Source organism: Shimia aestuarii, assembly GCF_900114635.1.
GTDB classification, from domain to species: domain Bacteria; phylum Pseudomonadota; class Alphaproteobacteria; order Rhodobacterales; family Rhodobacteraceae; genus Shimia; species Shimia aestuarii.
In genome coordinates, this window is sequence record NZ_FOTQ01000003.1 from 90,050 (window position 1) to 108,480 (window position 18,431).

19 protein-coding genes are annotated in these 18,431 nt (G+C 61.7%); 10 read left to right on the forward strand and 9 right to left on the reverse strand.

Features of this window, described 5'->3' with window-relative positions:
• Positions 1 to 108 precede the first annotated feature (108 nt).
• On the forward strand, positions 109 to 834 hold the full coding sequence (locus BMZ35_RS09890; protein ID WP_093093502.1) for an SGNH/GDSL hydrolase family protein: 726 nt from the start codon (positions 109 to 111) through the stop codon (positions 832 to 834).
• Positions 835 to 909: 75 nt separating this feature from the next.
• Here the strand turns inward: BMZ35_RS09890 and rpsO are convergent, their stop codons facing one another.
• The 6 genes from rpsO to rbfA form a co-directional block, all read right to left on the reverse strand.
• Positions 910 to 1,179: a 30S ribosomal protein S15 gene (gene rpsO / locus BMZ35_RS09895; RefSeq protein ID WP_093093504.1), complete on the reverse strand. Its 270-nt coding sequence runs from the start codon at positions 1,177 to 1,179 to the stop codon at positions 910 to 912.
• A gap of 135 nt (positions 1,180 to 1,314) precedes the next feature.
• Positions 1,315 to 2,322, reverse strand: coding sequence for a calcium-binding protein (locus BMZ35_RS20585; RefSeq protein WP_110680247.1), 1,008 nt, complete (start codon positions 2,320 to 2,322; stop codon positions 1,315 to 1,317).
• Between the two features lie 78 nt (positions 2,323 to 2,400).
• Entirely contained in the window at positions 2,401 to 2,937 is a 537-nt protein-coding gene (locus BMZ35_RS09910) for a DUF1643 domain-containing protein (RefSeq protein WP_093093508.1), read from the reverse strand.
• Positions 2,934 to 3,848, reverse strand: a complete 915-nt coding sequence (truB, locus tag BMZ35_RS09915) for a tRNA pseudouridine(55) synthase TruB (RefSeq protein ID WP_093093510.1) — start codon at positions 3,846 to 3,848, stop codon at positions 2,934 to 2,936. Before truB ends, BMZ35_RS09910 begins: the two co-directional genes overlap by 4 nt.
• 142 nt (positions 3,849 to 3,990) lie before the next feature.
• Positions 3,991 to 4,728, reverse strand: coding sequence for a phosphodiester glycosidase family protein (locus BMZ35_RS09920; RefSeq protein ID WP_423227753.1), 738 nt, complete (start codon positions 4,726 to 4,728; stop codon positions 3,991 to 3,993).
• Entirely contained in the window at positions 4,725 to 5,123 is a 399-nt protein-coding gene (gene rbfA / locus BMZ35_RS09925; RefSeq protein WP_093093512.1) for a 30S ribosome-binding factor RbfA, read from the reverse strand. The genes BMZ35_RS09920 and rbfA overlap by 4 nt, the downstream gene beginning before the upstream one ends.
• 93 nt (positions 5,124 to 5,216) lie before the next feature.
• Between rbfA and dapB the strand changes: the two genes are divergently transcribed.
• From dapB to BMZ35_RS09950, 5 genes are all read left to right on the forward strand, one after another.
• A complete protein-coding gene (gene dapB, locus BMZ35_RS09930) occupies positions 5,217 to 6,026 on the forward strand; it encodes a 4-hydroxy-tetrahydrodipicolinate reductase (protein ID WP_093093514.1) in 810 nt (269 codons plus the stop codon).
• Positions 6,027 to 6,227: 201 nt separating this feature from the next.
• Positions 6,228 to 7,193 (forward strand): ABC transporter substrate-binding protein, encoded by a 966-nt coding sequence (locus tag BMZ35_RS09935; protein ID WP_423227754.1) that lies wholly within the window; start codon positions 6,228 to 6,230, stop codon positions 7,191 to 7,193.
• Positions 7,194 to 7,199: 6 nt separating this feature from the next.
• Positions 7,200 to 8,252 (forward strand): quaternary amine ABC transporter ATP-binding protein, encoded by a 1,053-nt coding sequence (locus BMZ35_RS09940; RefSeq protein ID WP_093093516.1) that lies wholly within the window; start codon positions 7,200 to 7,202, stop codon positions 8,250 to 8,252.
• Positions 8,249 to 10,285: an ABC transporter permease gene (locus BMZ35_RS09945; RefSeq protein ID WP_093093518.1), complete on the forward strand. Its 2,037-nt coding sequence runs from the start codon at positions 8,249 to 8,251 to the stop codon at positions 10,283 to 10,285. The genes BMZ35_RS09940 and BMZ35_RS09945 overlap by 4 nt, the downstream gene beginning before the upstream one ends.
• Before the next feature lie 528 nt (positions 10,286 to 10,813).
• Positions 10,814 to 11,467 (forward strand): VPLPA-CTERM sorting domain-containing protein, encoded by a 654-nt coding sequence (locus BMZ35_RS09950; RefSeq protein WP_131814352.1) that lies wholly within the window; start codon positions 10,814 to 10,816, stop codon positions 11,465 to 11,467.
• A gap of 96 nt (positions 11,468 to 11,563) precedes the next feature.
• On the opposite strand, the gene BMZ35_RS09955 is transcribed toward BMZ35_RS09950, so the two are convergent.
• Positions 11,564 to 11,755: a DUF1674 domain-containing protein gene (locus BMZ35_RS09955; RefSeq protein WP_093093521.1), complete on the reverse strand. Its 192-nt coding sequence runs from the start codon at positions 11,753 to 11,755 to the stop codon at positions 11,564 to 11,566.
• A 77-nt stretch (positions 11,756 to 11,832) separates the two neighbouring features.
• Here BMZ35_RS09955 and BMZ35_RS09960 point away from each other — a divergent pair, with 77 nt between their 5' ends.
• Positions 11,833 to 13,104 carry an RsmB/NOP family class I SAM-dependent RNA methyltransferase gene (locus BMZ35_RS09960; protein ID WP_093093523.1) on the forward strand — a complete coding sequence of 424 codons (1,272 nt, stop codon included), beginning with the start codon at positions 11,833 to 11,835 and terminating at the stop codon, positions 13,102 to 13,104.
• A 27-nt stretch (positions 13,105 to 13,131) separates the two neighbouring features.
• On the opposite strand, the gene BMZ35_RS09965 is transcribed toward BMZ35_RS09960, so the two are convergent.
• Together BMZ35_RS09965 and BMZ35_RS09970 are read right to left on the reverse strand one after the other, a co-directional pair.
• Positions 13,132 to 13,509, reverse strand: coding sequence for a hypothetical protein (locus BMZ35_RS09965; RefSeq protein ID WP_093093525.1), 378 nt, complete (start codon positions 13,507 to 13,509; stop codon positions 13,132 to 13,134).
• A 77-nt stretch (positions 13,510 to 13,586) separates the two neighbouring features.
• Positions 13,587 to 13,907 carry a monooxygenase gene (locus BMZ35_RS09970; RefSeq protein ID WP_093093527.1) on the reverse strand — a complete coding sequence of 107 codons (321 nt, stop codon included), beginning with the start codon at positions 13,905 to 13,907 and terminating at the stop codon, positions 13,587 to 13,589.
• A 126-nt stretch (positions 13,908 to 14,033) separates the two neighbouring features.
• Between BMZ35_RS09970 and BMZ35_RS09975 the strand changes: the two genes are divergently transcribed.
• The 3 genes from BMZ35_RS09975 to purH all read left to right on the forward strand — a co-directional run bounded on the left by BMZ35_RS09975 (position 14,034) and on the right by purH (position 18,394).
• Complete coding sequence (locus tag BMZ35_RS09975; RefSeq protein ID WP_093093529.1) at positions 14,034 to 14,930, forward strand: LysR family transcriptional regulator; 897 nt, start codon at positions 14,034 to 14,036, stop codon at positions 14,928 to 14,930.
• 111 nt (positions 14,931 to 15,041) lie between these two features.
• Complete coding sequence (locus BMZ35_RS09980; protein ID WP_093093531.1) at positions 15,042 to 16,784, forward strand: heparinase II/III family protein; 1,743 nt, start codon at positions 15,042 to 15,044, stop codon at positions 16,782 to 16,784.
• A gap of 20 nt (positions 16,785 to 16,804) precedes the next feature.
• Entirely contained in the window at positions 16,805 to 18,394 is a 1,590-nt protein-coding gene (purH, locus tag BMZ35_RS09985; RefSeq protein ID WP_093093532.1) for a bifunctional phosphoribosylaminoimidazolecarboxamide formyltransferase/IMP cyclohydrolase, read from the forward strand.
• The last annotated feature ends 37 nt before the right edge of the window (positions 18,395 to 18,431 follow it).

The window sequence follows — 18,431 nt, forward strand, 5'->3', positions numbered from 1 at the left end:
ACTGTGGCCAATGCGTCGGGCCATTGGGGGCAACTGGACCGGCACTCCACAAACAGCGTCACACCTTAATGTGTAAAGAGGCGACGCCCCCGAATTGAGAGCAGATTGATGAAATTCACCCTTTCCCTTCTCGCGGCTGCCGTTTTGTTTTTGGCAGGCTGTTCTGAAACCGTAACCCGCAGCCAAGTGGACAATGTCTCGCGCGCGGATGGGCCACGTATTCTCGCCATGGGCGATTCCCTGATGGCCTGGCATGGGGTCACAGAGCGTTCGATCACGCATTCTCTGGCCAATGAACTTGGCGAACCGGTGCTGAACCGCTCGATTGGTGGCGCGCGCATCATCTATGGTTTGCCGATTTCGGGCTCGATGGGGATGAAGATTGCCAACCAGTACAAAGAGGGTAACTGGGATTGGATTGTGCTGAACGGTGGCGGCAACGACCTGTGGCTGGGCTGTGGCTGTGTGGCGTGTGATCCCAAGATTGAACGCATGATCTCGGAAGACGGGCGCAAGGGCGCTATTCCACATCTGGTGGATTCGCTGCGCAAGACCGGAGCGAACATTGTCTATGTTGGCTATCTGCGTAGCCCCGGTGTCTGGTCTCCGATCGAGGAGTGTCGCGATGACGGTGACAAGCTGGAAGCGCGGATCGAGAAACTGGCAGAGATCTTGCCCAACGTCCATTTTGTGTCGCTCAAGGATCTGGTGCCGCATGGGGATCGTTCGTATCACGGGGCGGACATGATTCACCCGTCGCTCAAGGCGAGCCGCGAAATAGGCAAGCGGGTGGCCGCCGTAATCAAGGCCAGCGAGACTGCTCAGTTGCAGTAACCGCGCTACGCTTTCCCAAAAAAGAAAACGCCCGCTCGGTTGAGCGGGCGTTTCTTGTTTCCGGATCGGAACGACTTAGCGGCGGATGCCCAGACGTTTGATCAGGTCCTGATAGCGTGCTTCTTCTTTGCCCTTCAGGTAGTCCAGCAGCTTACGGCGCTGAGCAACCATTTTCAGAAGACCACGGCGACCGTGGTTGTCTTTTTTGTGGGTTTTGAAGTGCTCGGTCAGGGTGTTGATGCGCGAGGTGAGGATTGCAACCTGAACTTCGGGCGAACCGGTGTCGCCTTCCTTGGTTGCGAATTCTTTCATCAGGCGTGCTTTTTCGTCAGCAGTGATCGACATCGGGGTCTCCTTAGGTTGAAGGTTAAGGGCACAAGCCGGGATGTCGTCCAGCAAGGTCCGTGGAGAAATCTGTCGAGATTCGTTCAACAGATGCGCGCGTATAGGAGATATCGTGCGAAAAGGAAAGGGGCGTGATCAGACCCGCAACATTTCGGACGCCGCCGCATTGCCTTGTGGCAGGAGCGCGATGTCGGTCGCTTCCAGACCGACGGCACCATGCACCACGGCCAATTCGGTGCCGTTCACCAGAACCAGAATGCTATTCTGGCTGTTTGGATCGGGCTCTATGGTGATGGTCGGATCCCCCGTGGCATCGTCGTAGAGCAGGACGAGATTGTCCCGATCCGGGTCGAAGTCCATGACCCTCAAGGTTTCATCAGCTGTTTCATCTGCGCCAAGAAGAAACATGTCCGCACCTGTGCCGCCGGTCAAAATGTCACCGCGCCCGCCCACAAGAATGTCGTCGCCATCGCCGCCGTTCAGAAAGTCGGTTTCATCGTCGCCAATGCCGAGGATCGTATCCTGACCATCGCCGCCAAAGAGCGTGTCTTCGCCGGTGCCGCCATTCATGTGATCATCGTCCAGCCCGCCGTGTAGCGCGTCGGCACCGCCGCCGCCGCGCAAGGCGTCTTGTCCTTGACCGCCGACAAGCGAATCCGCGCCCTCGTTGCCATAGAGGATATCGTCGCCGGAATGCCCAAAGAGTGTGTCATCACCGCCATCGCCCTGTTGGGTGTCGTCGCCATCTTCGCCATGGATAACATCATCGCCGTCGCCGCTGGAGAGGACATCATCGCCCTCGGCCCCGTGCAGATCGTCACGGCCATCGCCGCCCGTGATGCTGTCGTCGCCGTCATATCCGTTGATCTGGTCGTTTCCGGCCCCGCCGTCGATGATGTCGGCCTCAGCGCCGCCGGACAGAATGTCATGTCCAGAGGTGCCGGTCAGGATTTTGCTCGAGATGTCGGGCGTCTCCGGCGCATCGTCGGGGAAGCCTGCCGTGATGTTCTGTGACGCAGTTTCGGCAACCTCCTGGGAAAGCCGCTCGTCGGCTTCCGTCTCTGAATCGTCCCCACCAACATCCAGGGCCACGAAAGCGGCGGCCCCGGCCATAAGACCCAACAATCCTGCGATCATAAGCATCGCGTCACAACTCCACACTTACCCAGCATCATTACCGCATAGCGCCGGCTCCGGGTAAATCTTTAATGGAGTCAATGGTTAACGTGAAAGTGCCCCAGTCGGTTCCCCAAGAACCCAGACCGAAGGTTGCGTTGCGTAGGCAATGTAGAGCGGATGCCGGGGATGGCCGTGTTTGGTCAGGCCGAGGTGGTGGATCGGGCGACCGGTGGCGCGGAGAACCTCACGCATCTCGACTCCCCGCCCCAAATGGTCGCCATGCGCCCCCCAAGCGGCAATGATCGTGTCGGCCCAGAGACAGCTTTGGGCAACCACGCCATCGTTGTCGGGGCCGGTGGGGGCGGCGTGCCGGCGCAGTTTCTTGGGGTCGGTTTCGCGCAAGCCGAAGATGTTCACGGCCCGGAATCCGCCAAAACCAAGGGCGCGGGCGCGGCGTTCGCATCGTTCGATTGTCGGGTCGTTCTGGCGCTCGGTTGCCTTGGACGGGTTGAGCATGATGAACAACACCTTGGGCGCGTTTTCGTCCCAAACGCGGGTCAGGGCATAGCGATAGATCTCGCAATCCGAGTAGATCGCCGACGAGGCCGCGTCGTCCTTTTGGAAGTCGCGGGTGATCATTCCGTAGGTTGGACAAAGACGCGGCTGGGGTGCAGTTCGCCCGCCTTGTAAATACCCACGGCGACCGCCTGTCCTTCGAAGGAGGCCCAGCATTCTTCACCGTAATCCACGTCGGAAGCGATGACCATGCCGGGGTTGCCATTGCGCAGACGCGTGGCACCGGCGGCCGTTGCCTTGACTTCGGGGAGGTCGGCAAGCCCTTCTTCGAGCGGACGCAGGAAGGCATCGAGATCCGGAGACTTTGCCAGCGCGTCGATCTGTTCGACAGTGATGCCGTCTTGGGCGTCGAACGGGCCGGACCAGATGCGGCGCAGTTCGCGCACGTGGCCATGACAGCCCAGGGCCGCGCCGAGATCTCGGGCAATGGAACGCACGTAACCGCCCTTGCCGCAGGTCATTTCCAGTGTGACGTGATCATCGTCTTCGCGGTCGGTGAGGACCAGTTCCTCGACCCAGAGAGGGCGCGCTGTGAGCTCGACATCCTCGCCATCGCGGGCCAGCTTGTAGGCGCGCTGGCCGTCGACTTTCACGGCCGAGAATTTGGGTGGCACTTGCATGATGTCGCCGACAAACTGGCCAAGTGCGTCCTTGATCTCGTCGTCAGAGGGGCGCAGGTCGGATGTCGCGATGATTTCGCCTTCGGCGTCGTCGGTGTTGGTGGCCTGTCCCAGCCGCACGGTGAAGCTGTAGGCCTTGAGCGCGTCGGTGATGAATGGCACGGTCTTGGTCGCCTCGCCAAGCGCGATCGCCAGAACGCCGGTGGCCTCGGGATCAAGCGTGCCAGCGTGCCCAGCCTTTTTGGCGTCCAGCGCCCAGCGGACCTTGTTGACCACGGCGGTGGAGGTCATGCCCGCGGGTTTGTCCACGACCAGCCAGCCGGAAATGTCGCGTCCCTTGCGTTTGCGTCCCATGATGTCTTCCGTGATTGAGGGCGAGGGCGGCGGGGTAGCGGATTGGTCGGGGTCTGTCAAACCCGGACCGGTGCTGGGGGCGCTGCCCCGTCTCAGCAAGCTGAGACTCCCCGGGGGTATTTCCGGAAAAAGAAAGATCGGGTCAGTCGGGCGCCACCACGCCCACGATCGGACCCAGCCAGAAACCTGCGTCGGACCGATCAAGCTCGGGCGCGTGCAGGCGGCTGATCTTGCCGTCGAAATAGAGGGCGTTAGGGGTTTTCAGAACATCGCGAAAGAACGAGCCGAACTGGTGAAAGGTGAGGCTGTTGTTGGAGATCACGAACATGGCGCGCTGGCCATCCCGCGTCGTGCCGACCCCGTTACGGATGTAGCGCGACGTGCTGTCGGCAAGGAAGCGCGGGTGCAATGCGCCGTCAATGACCAGCATCGGGCCGGATTGAGTGGCATAGGTGCACTCGGGGCGGGATTTCTCGAACTTCAGAGTTTCGAACACGTCGGCGCGGGTGTCACGGATGCAGAACACGCCATTGGGCAGGAGGCCGAAATTGCCCTTGCTCGCGCCGGTGAGCAGGCGGCCTTCGGTCTTGTCGCCTTCGCGGTAATAGCCGACGGGCGCGCGGTCGGCGTGATACATACCCGCGTTCATGGCGAAACTCAGGGACTGACCGTCTGGCAGAGTGTGGTTGATTGCCGGAAACTGTCCCAGGATGTCTCCGTCTGCATCCCGCAGGAACAGGCGCAGGTCTTCTTTGGCGGGGTCGACCTCGCAGACGGTGTAGCTGTTGCCCTTGTATGCCATGTCCTTGCATGTCACGGCGCCTGCCAGGTTGGGCAGAAGGGCCGTCAGCGTCGCAAAGATCAGGGCGCGGAGTCTCACTGGTCTTCGGTGTCCTGGCGGACCCGGTCCTCGGAGAGCATGCGGCGGGTTTCGTCCATCTGGTCGAAGGTCTGATCAAGCTGGAAGCGCAGGTCGGGGGCGAATTTCAGCCCCGTCTTCTTGCCGACGATGCGGCGCAGCTCGCCCTTGTTGCGGGCCAGGAGCGCGATCACGTCTTCCTGTCCCTTGCCGCCGAGGGGCAGCACATAGGCGGTGGCGATCCTGAGATCAGGGGAGGTGCGGACCTCGCCCACAGTAATCGACATGCGGTTGAGGTCGGGGTCGTGGATGTCTCCGCGGGCCAGCACCTCGGACAAGGTGCGGCGGATCAGTTCGCCAACGCGAAGTTGTCGTTGGGAGGGGCCGGAGTCATCTTGATATCTGTTCTTTGCCATGTTCCCCACTTAGGGCTTTCCATAGGCTTTGCCAAGCAGGCAGGCATTGGGTAAGCAGGGCCCAAGACGATGTGCAACCATGGAGACAGCGCAATGGAAGACCTGCCGGGTATCGTGATCACCGGGGCCTCTGGCCGGATGGGGCAGATGCTGATCAAGACCGTGGTCGACAGTGACAAGGCGCGGTTGGTTGGTGTGGTGGAGCGCGCGGGGCACGATTGGGTCGGGCGCGACGTGGGCGAGGCCATGGGCGGCGCGGCGCTGGGTGTGACGGTAACGGATCAGCCGCTCGATGCCTTTGCAAAGGCGCAGGCGGTGATCGACTTTACGGCCCCTGCGGCCACGATCGAGTTTGCCAAGCTCGCCGCACAGGCGCGGGCGGTGCATGTGATTGGCACAACAGGCATGACGAACGAAGATATTGCCAAGCTTGATCCCTGTGCGCGCCATGCGGTGATCGTTCGTGCCGGAAACATGAGTCTGGGCGTGAACCTGTTGACGGTGCTCACCCGCAAGGTGGCCGAGGCGCTGGACGAGGATTTCGACATCGAAATTATTGAGGCGCATCATCACCACAAGGTCGATGCCCCATCGGGAACGGCGCTTATGCTGGGTGAGGCAGCGGCTGAGGGCCGCGGTGTGAAACTGGCGGACGTGGCGGATCGCGGGCGAGACGGGATCACCGGCGCGCGCAAGCGGGGGGACATAGGGTTCACGGCCATTCGTGGCGGCGACATTGTTGGGGAACATGACGTGCTTTTCGCGGCAGCGGGCGAGCGGATCGTATTGCGCCATCTGGCAACGGATCGCTCTATTTTTGCGCGCGGTGCGCTCAAGGCGGCGCTTTGGGGGCAGGACAAGAAGCCCGGTCAATATGATATGCTGGATGTGTTGGGGCTATGAACTTGCGCCGAAGTGATTGAAAAGATATCGCTTTCCCGTCGTTCAGATGTGCGGGAAAGTGCATTTGGGGGTCGCGGTGATTCCCCTTAGACTAGAAGCCGCGACATTTTTGTTGGCAGAAGACCTCGCGTGTGTTCTTATGCCGACAATCAAAAACTTAAATGGCCATTCAAGAAATGGTCGCGCCAAGGGGAGAAACTCATGAAGACGACGATCAAGTCGGGCCTGTCGGCCCTTGCCATGACCGCCATTTGCGCCGGAGCACTGGGTGCGGCGGAGATGGGCAATGTTGATAAACCCATCAAGTTGGCCATCAATGAATGGACCGGTCAGCATGTCACCACCCATGTTGCGGGCGAGATGCTCAAGGCCGCCGGGTACAAGGTGGAATATGTCACCGCCGGCATGATGAACCAGTTCCAGGCCATCGCGGATGGTGACATTCACGCCACGCTGGAAATCTGGTCGTCGAACGTGTCGGATCAATATGCCGTGCTCAAGGGCGAAGGCAAACTGGAAGAGCTTTCCGACCTTGGTCTCGATGCCAAGGAAGGCATTGCCTATCCGGCGCATGTCGCCGATCTGTGCCCCGGCCTGCCGGCGTGGGAAGCGCTCAAGGATTGCGCGATGAACTTTGCCACCGCCGAAACCCTGCCGCAGGGGCGTCTGGTGGACTACCCCGCAGATTGGGGCACTCCGGGTGCGGACCGCATGACCGGGTTGGACCTGCCGTTCAAGGCCGTTCCAGCCGGGTCGGAAGGTGCGCTGATCGCAGAACTGCGCGCATCGACCGAAAAGAAATCGCCGCTGCTCATCACCTTCTGGCAGCCGCATTGGGCGATGTCGGCCTATGATGTGAAATTCGTCGAACTGCCCGCCGGTGAAGCGGCCTGTTTCGAAGATCCGGCATGGGGGCCGAACCCGAATGCCGTTAACGATTGTGATTTTGCGCCGTCGCGGATTTTCAAAGCCGGTTGGCCGGGTCTGAAAGAACAATGGCCTGCCGCGCATGAAATTCTGGTTAACTACACGCTCGCCGTGGAAGACCAGCAGCCGATGATGGGTGCCGTCGACGTTGACGGGCGTAAGGTTGAAGACGTGGTCGCGGCGTGGATGGGCGCGAACGAGGCCAAGTGGAAACCCGTCGTCGACGCGGCAACCAAGTAAACGGCCATGAGCGAAGCGAACAGTTCTGCCCCGGCGATCAAGGTCGAGGGCCTGTGGCAGGTATTCGGGGAACGCGCGTCGGCGGCGTTGCGCGAGGCGCAAGCCGCGCATGACGGCCCGGCGATTGCCGAAAATCTGATTGGCAAGGGCCTCATCCCGGCCGTGCGCGATGCGAATTTCGAAGTGCGCGCGGGGGAGCTGTTCGTGATCATGGGCTTGTCAGGGTCGGGAAAATCGACCCTGATCCGCTGCATCTCCCGGCTTGTCGAACCCACAGCCGGGGCGGTGCATGTTGATGGCGAGGATATCCTGAAGGCCAGCGAGAAACGGCTGATCGACCTGCGCCGGCGCAAGCTGGGCATGGTGTTTCAGCATTTCGGCCTGTTCCCCCATATGAGCGTGGCCGACAACGTTGGCTTTCCGCTCAAGATGCAGGGCGCGGGCAAGAAGGAACGCCGCAAGCGGGCCTTGGAGGTGATCGAGCTTGTGGGGCTGCAGGGGCGCGAGGATGCCTATCCGCGTGAGCTTTCCGGTGGGCAACGCCAGCGTGTCGGGATTGCCCGGTCGCTGGCTGTGAACCCCGACATCTGGTTCCTGGATGAACCGTTTTCGGCGTTGGACCCGCTGATCCGGCGGCAGTTGCAGGACGAATTCCTGAACATTCAGGCGACGTTGAAGAAATCCATCGTGTTCATCACGCATGACATCACCGAGGCGCTCAAGCTGGCGGACCGGATAGCGATCATGAAGGATGGCGAGATTGTTCAGATCGGTACGCCCGAGGAAATCGTGCTGCGCCCAGTAAACGATTATGTCGCCGAGTTTTCCAAGGATGTTGCCAAGGGACGGCATGCTTGCGTGGAATCGGTGATGCTCAAGGAGATCCCCGAGCACATGCCGGATGATCCGGGTCTGCGTGTGGGCATGACGCTGGACACGGCGCTGGCCAAGTGCATGTCGCTTTACGAGCCGGTTCCGGTGCATGATCGCGATGGCAAGCTGGTCGGGGCGGTGCAGCCTGCGGACCTTGCTGCCGCCCTGCAGGTGGACGAGGCATGAGCCTGTCGCTGACGCGGGGAGCACAGGCGGCGGTACTGGTGCTCGTGGTGGCGGTTCTGTGCCGTCTGCTGGGTGGACAGTTCGAGTGGCTGGTGGGCTGGCCGACGGCCCTGACGGTGCCCATGACCGAATGGATGGGGGCTGTTGTTGGCGGCTTTCTGAGTATTTTCAAGCCCATAGCCCGAGGTTTCTCGTTCGCATTGAGCTTTCCGATGAACTGGGTGAGTTGGCTTTTGGGGCAGGCGCCATGGCCCTTGGTGGTGGGTAGTGTCACGGCGCTTGGCTGGTGGATCGGCGGGCTGCGACTGGCAGCACTTGGGTTCTTTGGCCTCGGGTTCGTGGTTCTGTCGGGCTATTGGGCCGAAAGCATGAACACGCTGGCGCTGGTGGTTGTTTCGGTGCCGCTTGCCTTGATCAGTGGTCTGGCAATCGGCATTCTGGCGTTCGAGGTGCCGCGGCTCAAGGGGGCAGTTCAGGCGCTTTTGGACATCATGCAGACGGTGCCGACATTTGCCTATCTGACGCCGTTGCTGGTGCTGTTTGGCTTTGGACCGGTGGTGGGTCTGATCGCCTCGGCGATTTATGCCGCGCCGCCCATGGCGCGCAATGTGCTGTTGGGGCTGGAACGGGTGGAACCGGAAATCCGGGAGGCGGCGGTGATGTCCGGGGGCACGCGGCGGCAACAGTTGTTCCTTGTCGAGATTCCGGCAGCGACGACGCAGATCATGATCGGTGTGAACCAATGCCTGATGGCGGCCCTGTCGATGGTGATCATCGCCGCCGTGATTGGCGGGTTTGACGATATCGGCTGGGAAGTGCTTTTGACCATGCGCAAGGCCTTGTTCGGGCAGGCTTTTCTTGCGGGTTTGGTGATCGTGGTGTTTGCCATCGTGATCGACCGGATGTCGGGCGCGCTGGCTTTGCCGCGCGCGCGTCAGAACAAGCAGATTGTCTGGGGGCTGTTTGGCGCCGGCGCGGCTGTGGCTGTTTGGTCGGTTGTCGCGGGGTGGAACCCGGATGGCGTGGCCATGTTTGACGGTGTGGCCGATCGCGTGGATGCAGGTGTGGGGGCCTTTACGGCCGATCACGGCGCGACGCTGGATGCGCTCAAGAACAACGTGATGTTCTATGGCCTTCTACCGTTACGGATTGGTCTTGCCGACGCGGTTCTGCCGTTTACCTGGGGTTTCAAATGGACGGCCCAGCATAGCGCAGTATTCTTTGGTATTGCAGCGGTGATCGCTGCGCTTTTGGCCTGGCGTGGACGGTTGGCCGCAGGGGCCATCGTGATGCTGTTGGCGCTGATGCTGGAGATTGGTATCGCGCAACTGCCATGGCCGGTGGTGATCATTGGAGCCGGGGCCTTGGGCTGGGTGTCCGGGGGGTGGAAACTGACACGGCTCGTGGTGATCCTGTTGGGTCTCGTGCTGATCTCGGGACTGTGGGAGAGGGCGCTGCTTTCGCTTTATCTTTCAGGGGCTTCGGTGGTGAGTTGCGCTGTTGTCGGTGGTCTTCTGGGTCTTTGGGCGGCGGTCAGTCCGATGGCATGGCGGGTGATCCGCCCGGTCTGTGACCTGCTGCAGACGATCCCGCTTTTTGTCTTCCTGATCCCGGTGCTGATGTTCTTCCAGATCGGCGAATTCTCGGCCTATCTGGCGATCTGCCTGTACGCGATCGTGCCGATGATCCGCTATACGCGCCATGGGCTAACCACGACGCCCGAGGAGATGATCGAGGCGGCGCAGGCCAGCGGGGCGGGCAAATGGCAAACCATGTTCGAAGTGCGCGCGCCTTATGCGGCGCCGACGATCCTGCTGGGCCTGAACCAGACCATCCTTTATGCCTTTGCGATGCTCGTGATCGCCGCGCTGATCGGGACAACCGGGCTGGGTCAGTCGATCTATCTTGCCCTTGGGCAGGCGGATGTCGGGCTGGGCATCACGGCCGGGGCGGCGATGGCGATCCTGGCGCTGGTGGCAGATCGACTGGTGCAGGGATTTGCCGAGGAACGGCGGCGCGCGCTGGGTCTCTGAGTTTTGCAACGAATCACTGCCAGATCCCTTGGTTAACAGGGGATCTGGCGTTCGGTATCACGTCGGTATTCCGTCGGTATTGCGTCGGTATCGCCCCTCCGAAGAGGGCGGTTTAACGCGGCGGGCGTCGCGTTATGGGAGTTTTAAACCATTGAGAAGAGGGGGCGCCGCGGACACTTGGCGTTGAGTCTAGGTGACGACTCTTGTTCCGGCCAACCGTTTCGTCATGGCCTGAAGAAAATGGAATTCCGAGAGGTGCTTGTTGGCGTTTGCGAGACAAAATACGGTCAGCGATCCGTGAGCTGGCATCGAGCTTCCAAAAAGGCCCCCCCCCTCAGATAGAGATTGCCCTTGCTCACCTTGCATCCGCCGTCGTCACCGGGCCTGGGTTCCAGAGCATTCTGGCAGTTTGTGGTGCCGGAAACGGTAATGGGCGATCGACGCTTTTGGCAAAAAAATGTTTGGCGGTTCCCCACCCGGAAGTTATGGTTCTTCGATTATATACTTTGTTAATTCGGGGGTACTATCGTGATAAAGAATTTTGTAGCAGCATCCGCAATTGTATGTGCAGGCACTGCGACTGCACATGCAGCAACGCTTGTGGACCAATCCTTCAATCCCGGCGCGCCGGTGGACGGTGCGCATTTCTCGGAAGGCGGTTTTCAAGTCTTCGACGATTTCTCGCTGAGCTCGGCGAGCAATCTCTGGCGTCTGACCTTTTGGGGCGTACACTGGACATCGGGTGTCGAGCCGAATCCTCTCGACTTTGCCATTCAGGTTTATAACGATGCGGCCGGGGCACTTGGTTCTCTGATCGCGGACGTGTCCTTCACAATGGTTTCGAACACGGATACCGGCGTTGATCATAATGGCCTGGCTGGTGCCGATATTCGCGAATACACGCTGACCTTTGATTCTGTATTGTCTCTTGGTGCGGGGGATTACTGGCTGTCGGTCTATCATGACACCGATGCTCAAGGCACGACCTTTGCATGGCAGCGTTCAAGCACCACCGGATCATACTTGCAGAATACCAGTGTCAAAGGTGGCGAAACGGCCTTCCTGCTGGAAGATGACGAGGCGCTTGGCGTCGTGCCGCTTCCTGCCGCCGGTTGGATGCTTTTGACCGCTCTTGGCGCTCTGGGCGCGGCTTCTCGGCGCAAACGCAATAAGTCCGCCTGACCTGATCCGGCACTGAATGAAAAAAGACCCGCGGATGTGTTGCCGCGGGTCTTTTCTTTGAGGCCCTTGCCGTGCGGCGCCCAGCAAAAGCGGGCTTCAGAAGTCTATGGCGATGCCCTTTTTTTCCCAGTCGCCATAACGGACCGGTTCGGGGCCGTCGCGCCCACCGAGTTCGGTTGGCATTTCAAGCGCCTTGGCCTTTTTGCGGCGCTCTTCGGCCTCGGCAAGGGCGCGTTGGGCGGCGGGGGGAAGATCGGATGGGTTGTCTTTGGCGGTCTGATCGCTCATGGCGGGTTCCTTTCGGGCTTGACCCTTGATATACGCGCCCGTCCGACGCGCACAAGAGAACAAGGAGTCGCGAGCCAATGGCAAAATCAGGGGTGCAGACTCGTCGCAGCGCGGTTTACCTGCTGGATCAGGTGCTCGGGGAAGGGCGGCTGATGTCCGAGTTGATCGGCGCCGGGGCGCTGGAGCGGCTGGAGCCGCAGGAAAGGGCACGGGCACAACGGCTTGCTATGGAAACCCTGCGAGGGCTCGAGCGGGCGGACCGGATGTTGCAGAAACACTTGCAGAAATACCCACCTTTGACCGTGCGCAACGTGCTGCGGCTGGCGACCGTAGAGCTGTGCCAGGGCGGTGCGGCGCATGGCGTCGTGAATGACGCGGTCGAGATCGTGGCGCGCAACAAACGCACCCAGTCGATGAAGGGGCTGGTGAATGCGGTGCTGCGCAAGGTGGCGGCGCAAGGGGCCGAGGCGTGGAATATCCTGCGGGTGCCGCGTCTGCCGAAATGGCTGCGTGGGCCGATGGTCGCGGCCTATGGGCCCGAAACCGTGGCCGCGATGGAAGCGGCGCATTTCGCCGGAGCGCCGCTTGATCTGACTGCCAGGGGCGACGCGGCGGCGGTGGCCGAGGCGGTTGGCGGCACCCTGCTTGAGACCGGGTCTGTCCGGTTGATGGAGGCCGGGCAGGTGTCGAAACTGGCCGGGTTTGCAAGCGGGGAGTGGTGGGTACAGGACGCGGCTGCTGCGATTCCGGCGAAGGTGCTCAATGCACAAGAGGGCGAGCATGTGCTTGATCTTTGTGCCGCGCCCGGTGGCAAGACCATGCAGATTGCCGCCAGTGGCGCCAAGGTTACGGCGGTGGATGATAATCCGGCGCGAATGGAACGGGTGCGCGAAAACCTCGAACGCACGGGGCTGAATGCCGAATTGATCGTCGGCGACGTGATGTCCCAGAAGGGCAGCTATGACGCGGTGCTGCTGGATGCGCCTTGTTCAGCAACGGGTACGATTCGGCGGCACCCGGATTTGCCCCATGCCAAGGATGGCAGCGAATTCGGCGAGTTGATCGGTATGCAATCCTGGATGATCGACCACGCGCTGTCTCTGGTCAAACCGGGCGGGCGGCTGGTGTTTTGCACCTGTTCGCTTTTGCCGGACGAGGGCGAAGTGCAGGTGGAAGAGGCCGTGGCGCGCCACAAGGATGTCACGGTTGACCGTGCGGCGCTGGAGCTTCCGGGGATCGACCCGGCGTGGATCACGGAAGAAGGTGGATTGCGTCTGCGCCCCGACTACTGGGCGGATCGGGGCGGCATGGACGGGTTTTACGTGGCCTGCCTGCGCAAGGCGGGGTAAGCGCGGACTGGGTTTCCGCGCACGGCCTCAGGCGTTCAGCTTGCCTTTTTGCAGGAAGCTCAGCACGGCGAGCAGGGCGAAAAACGCCGGGTCGGACCAGCCGAAGCCGGTGAAGATACCGGTCAGGGCCGCATAGAGCGTGATCGCAAAGCCGAGGACGTTGGTCCACATCAGGCCTGTGAGAATCTTGCGTTGTGTGGAAATGTCCGACGTATCGCGGAGCAGGATGCTGATGATAGCGATCCCGCCGAGGAAGATGCTGTTGTGCTGGGACAGGAAGACCGCGTAGTGGTCGTTCAATTCCACCCCGTAGTTCGGCCAGAGCAGGACGGGAATAACGAACAGGGCCACGGCAAAAACGGCATAGATTGCGCCGTGAAGTGTGAGGAAGGTTCTTGGTGTCATCGGTTTGATCCCTTGATTGGCTTGGAGGGGGCACCGGCCGTCTGATCGCTGGGTGCTGGCCGATGCCAGTTTGGCGGTTACTGCGCGGCGGACAGGGGCGCGTGCGTGACGGTGCTCAGGTCTTCCATGATATCAAAAACATGGTCCGTGATCTCGGTAATGCCGAAGGCGGCGAGGCGCTCGAGATGCATGGCCTTGTAGGTTTCGAGCGCTGCGAGGTCGCGGAACAGGTAAGTCGATCCGAAATGCGCGGTCCCGGCTTCGTGGGTCCAGATCTTCCAGACGACACCGGGTTCCTCGGCGATGCTTTCGGCAAGTTGCATCATGCCCTTGGCGCTGTTTTCGTCCAAGGGGCCGTTGAAGTGCATGTGCAGGTCCCAGATTTTCATTTCACTCATTGGTCTTTCCTTTCGGTGGTCTGCGTGGGTGGAGCCGCGCAGGGTTTCTGTTGCCAACCAAAGTAGGGCGCTCTATCTGTTAGAAAAACAGGCCATATTTGATCAATCTGTAAGGAAAATCGAACAATGCGTCGAAACGAGTTGAGTGATGTGGCGATCTTTGTCGCCGTGGCGCAGGAGGGCGGTTTTCGCGCGGCGGCGGATAAGCTGGGCCTTGGGGCGGGGACGGTGAGCGAGGCGGTGCAGCGGTTCGAGGACCGTCTGGGGGTGCGTCTTCTGGAGCGCACCACGCGGGCGATAGCGCTGACCAAGGCAGGAGAGACGCTTTACCGGCGCAGCCTGCCCGCGATCCGCGAACTTGAAAGCGCGCTGGGTGACGTGCATTCAACCGAAACGGGCCTGGCCGGGCTGTTGCGCATCACGGCGCCGATCGGGGCCAGCCGACTGTTTCTTGACGAGCTGAATGCCGCATTTGCGAAGCGGCACCCCGGATTGGTGATCGAGGTGCTTTATGACGAGGAAAAGGTGGACCTTGTGACCGGGGGGGCGGATCTGGCCATCAGGGCGGAGACGTTGCTTGACCCGGACACCTATGCCTTTGCGGTTGGCCCCGTGCAGCAGATGGCGCTTGTGGCGTCCGGGGAATACCTCGAAAAGGCGCCTCCGATCGAGACCCCCGAGGACGTGGCCGCGCATGCGGGCGTGTGCTTTGCCTTTGACAGGTCCGGCACGCTCGCGCCGTGGGTGTTTGCCGGGCCTGATGGGCCGTATTCGGTCATGCCGACACCGCGTGTGATCGCGAATGACGTGGGCTCGATCGCGGCCTCGGCCCGGTCGGGGCTTGGGTTGGCCTATATCTATCGGCATCTTGTCCGGGAGCATCTGCAGTCTGGTGCTCTGGTCGAGGTTCTCAAGGGGCAGACCGAAGCGTTGCCGCGGTTCTCGTTGAATTATCTCAGCAAGCGGAACATGCCCGCACGGGTGCGGGCCTATGTCGATTTTGCACGCGAACAGACGTGGTAACGGACGGCGGAGCGGTTTGCCCCAGCCCCGAAAGCCGATTCAGTCGGTGACTTGTCGGGGGAACGCGGCTACACTCCTGCGCAAACGCCAAAGAGCGTAGAGGCAGAGCAGATGTCCGACCCCAATAGCCTTGCGGCCCGCTATACGCGGGCGATGCACCGCGTTCATGCGCGGATTTCGACGATGGCGCGCCCCGCCACCGGGTTCACCTCCATGCCCGAGCCGCGCACGATCGGGCTTTATGCGCGCGGCAAGCAGCTTTTGGCGGGGAATTTTCTGTTTGCGGGGCATCTGGTTACGGCGCCGGAAACGTCGATCTGGGACATTGGCGTGCCGGACGAGGTGTTTGCGCAGGAGTTACACGGGTTTGCGTGGATGGATGACCTTGCCGCCGTGGGAGATGCGGCGGCGCGTGAGCGGGCGCAGCTGTGGTTGTGGCGCTGGATCGACCGTTATGGGCAGGCGCGAGGGCCGGGGTGGACACCGGACCTTACCGGGCGGCGCGTGATTCGCTGGATCAGCCATGCGCTTTTCCTGTTGCGCGCGCGGGATGCCGAGCAATCGGACGCGTTTTATCGCTCATTGGGGCAGCAGACGATTTTTCTCAGCCGCCGCTGGCACAAGACCCTGCCGGGATTGCCCCGGTTCGAGGCCCTGACGGGGCTGATCTATGCCGGGCTGGCACTGGAAGGCATGGAGCGGCATGTCACCCCGGCGTGCAAGGCGCTGGAGCGGGAATGCCGAAGGCAGGTGGATGAGCAGGGGGGTATCCCGACTCGCAACCCCGAGGAGCTGTTGGAAGTCTTCACGCTTTTGACATGGGCGGCGACGGCGCTTGGCGAGGCTGGCAAACCGGTGTCAGGCGGGCATATGCAGGCGATTGAGCGGATTGCACCGACGTTGCGCACGTTGCGCCATGCCGACGGTGGATTGGCGCGCTTTCATGGCGGTGGGCGCGGCATGGAGGGCCGTCTGGACAGCGCATTGGCAGAAAGCACGGTCAAGACGCGGCAGGCGGATGGGCTGGCGATGGGGTATGCGCGGCTGAGTGCGGGGCGCACCAGCGTAATCGTCGATGCGAGCCCACCCCCACTGGGTGACAGTTCGGTCAATGCCCATGCCTCGACATTGGCGTTCGAGCTGACCAGCGGGCGGCGCCCGTTGATCGTGAACTGTGGGTCGGGCGGCAGTTTCGGAGAGGATTGGCGCCGCGCGGGGCGGGCGACGCCGTCGCACTCCACCCTGTCGCTGGATGGGTTGTCGAGTGCGCGGCTTGGGGATGGCGCGCGCGGCTGGCGTGACGAGCAATTGGTGGATGCGCCCCGGGAGGTGCCGATCCAGATGAGCCAGGCCCCGGACGGGTTGCGGTTCGAAGGTGGGCATGACGGCTATGTCCGTACCCACGGGCTGACCCATGCACGTACGCTGGAGCTGACCTTTGACGGGCGGGGTATGGCGGGAGAAGACCTGCTGATCGCGCTGGATGACCCGGCAAAGCGGAGGTTTGACAAGGCGATGGACGCGCACGCGCTTCAGGGCATCCCGTTTGACCTGCGATTCCACCTGCATCCCGAGGCCGACGCCGAGCTGGACATGGGCGGCGCGGCGGTTTCGGTGGCGCTCAAAAGCGGCGAATTGTGGGTGTTCCGACATGATACGAAGCTGAATCTGACACTGGAACCCAGTGTTTTTCTGGAAAAAGGGCGTTTAAAGCCCCGCGCGACAAAACAGGTCGTTCTATCTGGCGTGGCAATGGAGTATGCGACGCGCATCCGGTGGTCGGTGTCCAAGGCGCATGACTCGTCTATGGCCATTCGCGACCTGAACCGGGATGAGATGGATCTGACAACCTGACCTCTGGGACCGCACACGCTATGACCGACATGACCCCTATCCGCCGCGCATTGATTTCCGTATCCGACAAGACCGGATTGATCGACCTTGGACGCGCGCTGTCCGAGCGCGGTGTTGAACTGCTTTCCACCGGCGGCAGCGCGAAGGCGCTGCGCGATGCCGGGCTGACCGTTAAGGACGTGTCCGAGGTGACGGGCTTTCCCGAGATGATGGACGGGCGCGTGAAGACGTTGCACCCCAAGGTGCATGGCGGGCTGCTGGCGCTGCGTGGCAACTCCGAGCATGTGGCCGCGATGGAAGAGCACGGCATTGGCCCGATCGACCTTCTGGTGGTGAACCTTTACCCGTTCGAGGCCACCGTGGCCGCCGGGGCTGATTATGACACCTGCATCGAGAACATCGACATTGGCGGCCCGGCGATGATCCGCGCCGCTGCCAAGAACCACGGCGATGTGACCGTGGTGGTGGATGTGGCCGATTACGACAAACTCTTGGGCGACATGGATCAGCATAACGGCGCGACCTGTCCGAAGTTCCGCAAGAAGCTGGCCCAGATCGCCTATGCCCGTACCGGGGCCTATGATGCGGCTGTTTCGAACTGGATGGCCGAGGCGATTGGCGTGGAAACGCCGCGCCGCCGCGCCTTTGCCGGCGAGCTCAAGCAGACGCTGCGCTATGGCGAGAACAGCCACCAGCAGGCGGCGTTCTATACCGATGGCTCGAACCGTCCGGGTGTGGCCACAGCGCGCCAGCTTCAGGGCAAGGAGCTGAGCTATAACAACATCAACGACACCGACGCGGCGTTTGAGCTTGTGGCGGAGTTCGATCCTGCGAACGGTCCGGCCTGTGCGATCATCAAGCACGCCAACCCCTGTGGTGTGGCCGTGGGCGCGACACTGGTCGATGCCTATCAGAAGGCGTTTGACTGTGACCGCACCAGCGCGTTTGGCGGCATCGTGGCGCTGAACCAGCCGCTGGACGTGGAGACCGCGCAGAAGATCGTGGAAATCTTTACCGAGGTGGTGATTGCACCGGGCGCCAGCGATGAGGCGATCGAGGTATTTGCCGCCAAGAAGAACCTGCGCCTGTTGCTGACCGAGGGTCTGCCGGACACCCGCGCGCCGATCACGGCCTACAAGCAGGTCGCCGGCGGGATGCTGGTTCAGGACAAGGACGTGGGCTATGTCGGGATGGAAGACCTTAAGGTTGTGACCAAGAAGGCGCCCAGTGAGCAGGAAATGGCCGATCTTCTGTTCGCGTGGAAAGTGGCGAAACACGTCAAGTCGAACGCGATTGTCTACGTCAAGGATGGGGCTACCGTTGGTGTTGGTGCCGGTCAGATGAGCCGTCTGGACAGTGCCAATGTCGCGGCCGCCAAGGCGGGCCGCATGGCGGACGAACTGGGCTTGGCGGAAAGCCCGGCCAAGGGCTGTGCCGTGGCCTCGGATGCATTCTTCCCCTTTGCCGATGGGTTGCTGGAAGCCGCCGCGGCAGGCGGCAAATGCGTGATCCAGCCGGGCGGGTCGATGCGGGATGACGAAGTGATCAAGGCCGCGGACGAGGCGGGGCTGGCGATGGTGTTCACCGGCATGCGCCACTTCCGCCACTAGGGCGGGACGCAAGATCGGTCGTGCCCCGGACTGCGCC